The sequence below is a fragment of the Pseudomonas sp. PH1b genome, from assembly GCF_000633395.1.
In the GTDB taxonomy this organism is placed as follows: domain Bacteria; phylum Pseudomonadota; class Gammaproteobacteria; order Pseudomonadales; family Pseudomonadaceae; genus Aquipseudomonas.
In genome coordinates this window covers 1-1,231 of record NZ_AYMU01000036.1, presented here as the reverse complement: position 1 = coordinate 1,231, position 1,231 = coordinate 1, and the positions used below count along the sequence as shown (strand labels likewise).

1 protein-coding gene is annotated in these 1,231 nt (G+C 52.9%); it reads right to left on the bottom strand.

Translation table 11 applies throughout. The annotated features are described in order from the left end of the window. Window positions 1-18 precede the first annotated feature (18 nt). Window positions 19-1,169, bottom strand: a protein-coding gene (locus tag U873_RS0132285; RefSeq protein WP_115658654.1) for an IS3 family transposase whose coding sequence is annotated in 2 segments (ribosomal slippage) — window positions 19-935 and window positions 935-1,169 — 1,152 coding nt in all. Because the reading frame shifts where the segments join, the coding sequence is not laid out codon by codon here. Window positions 1,170-1,231 lie beyond the last annotated feature (62 nt).

Genomic DNA, 1,231 nt, shown 5'->3' with positions numbered 1-1,231 from the left:
TGAATCGCCCCGGATTCTCTAGACACCTTGCAAGCTCATTGCATGACGTTTTTCAAACTCTACCGGTGACAGCTGATTATTGAAACCATGTCGGCGTTTTGAGTTGTAGAACATTTCGATGTAATCGAACACATCGCTACGAGCATCTTCCCGTGTGATGTAAATTTTCCGCTTGATCCGTTCTCTTTTCAGAAGCTGGAAAAAGCTCTCGGCCACGGCGTTGTCATGGCAGTTACCTCGACGACTCATGCTGGCAACCAAATTGTTTGCCCTCAAAAAGCTGCGCCAATCGGAGCTGCTGTACTGGCTGCCCTGGTCGGAATGAACCATCACCTCTTGCTTCGGTTTACGCCTCCAAACCGCCATCAACAACGCATCAATAGCCAAATCACTGGTCATCTGCGCCTTCATTGACCAGCCAACGACCTGACGAGAAAACAGATCCAGCACCACCGCCAAATACAACCAGCCTTCATACGTACGAATATAGGTGATGTCGGTTACCCAAACCTTGTTGGGTTCCACGACATCGAACTGGCGCCTCAGCAAATTGGGTGAGGCGACCGCTGGCTTACCGCCGTACTTTCCAGGGCGGCGTCGATAACCCGTCTGAGAGCGCAGCCCTTCAAGACGCATCAGCCTTGCCACACGATGGCGCCCGCAAACTTCACCAACCTCGCGCAGATCGTCATGGATTTTGCGATAGCCATAAACGCCTCCGCTCTCCAACCATGAATGCTTGATCAAACCCAGCAGTCGCTGATCGTCTTTAGCGCGTGCAGATTGCGGCTCAGACAACCAGGCGTAATAACCGCTGGGATGGACTTTCAACGTCAGGCAAAGCCGTCGAATGGAATAGTCGCCGGCTCGCTGCTTGATAAAGGCGTACTTCAACCGCACTCCTTGGCAAAGTACGCGGCGGCCTTTTTTAAGATGTCTCGCTCTTCAGTGACGCGCTTGAGCTCTGCTCGCAGGCGACGCAGTTCAGCGCGCTGATCATCATCCTGCTGCCGTTCTTCTTGAGGTTTGCTGTAGCGCTTTATCCAGGCATAGAGGCTATGCGTCGACACGCCGAGACGGGCCGCTACATCAGCGACTGGCAGCTTTTTTTCGGTCACTTGGTTGACCGCTTGGATTTTGAATTCTTCGGGATAACGCGGGTTGCTCATGGCACCTCCTAATTGGCCTCAGTTTAAGGCAAAGAGGTGTCTAGGAAACCCGGGGCGATTCA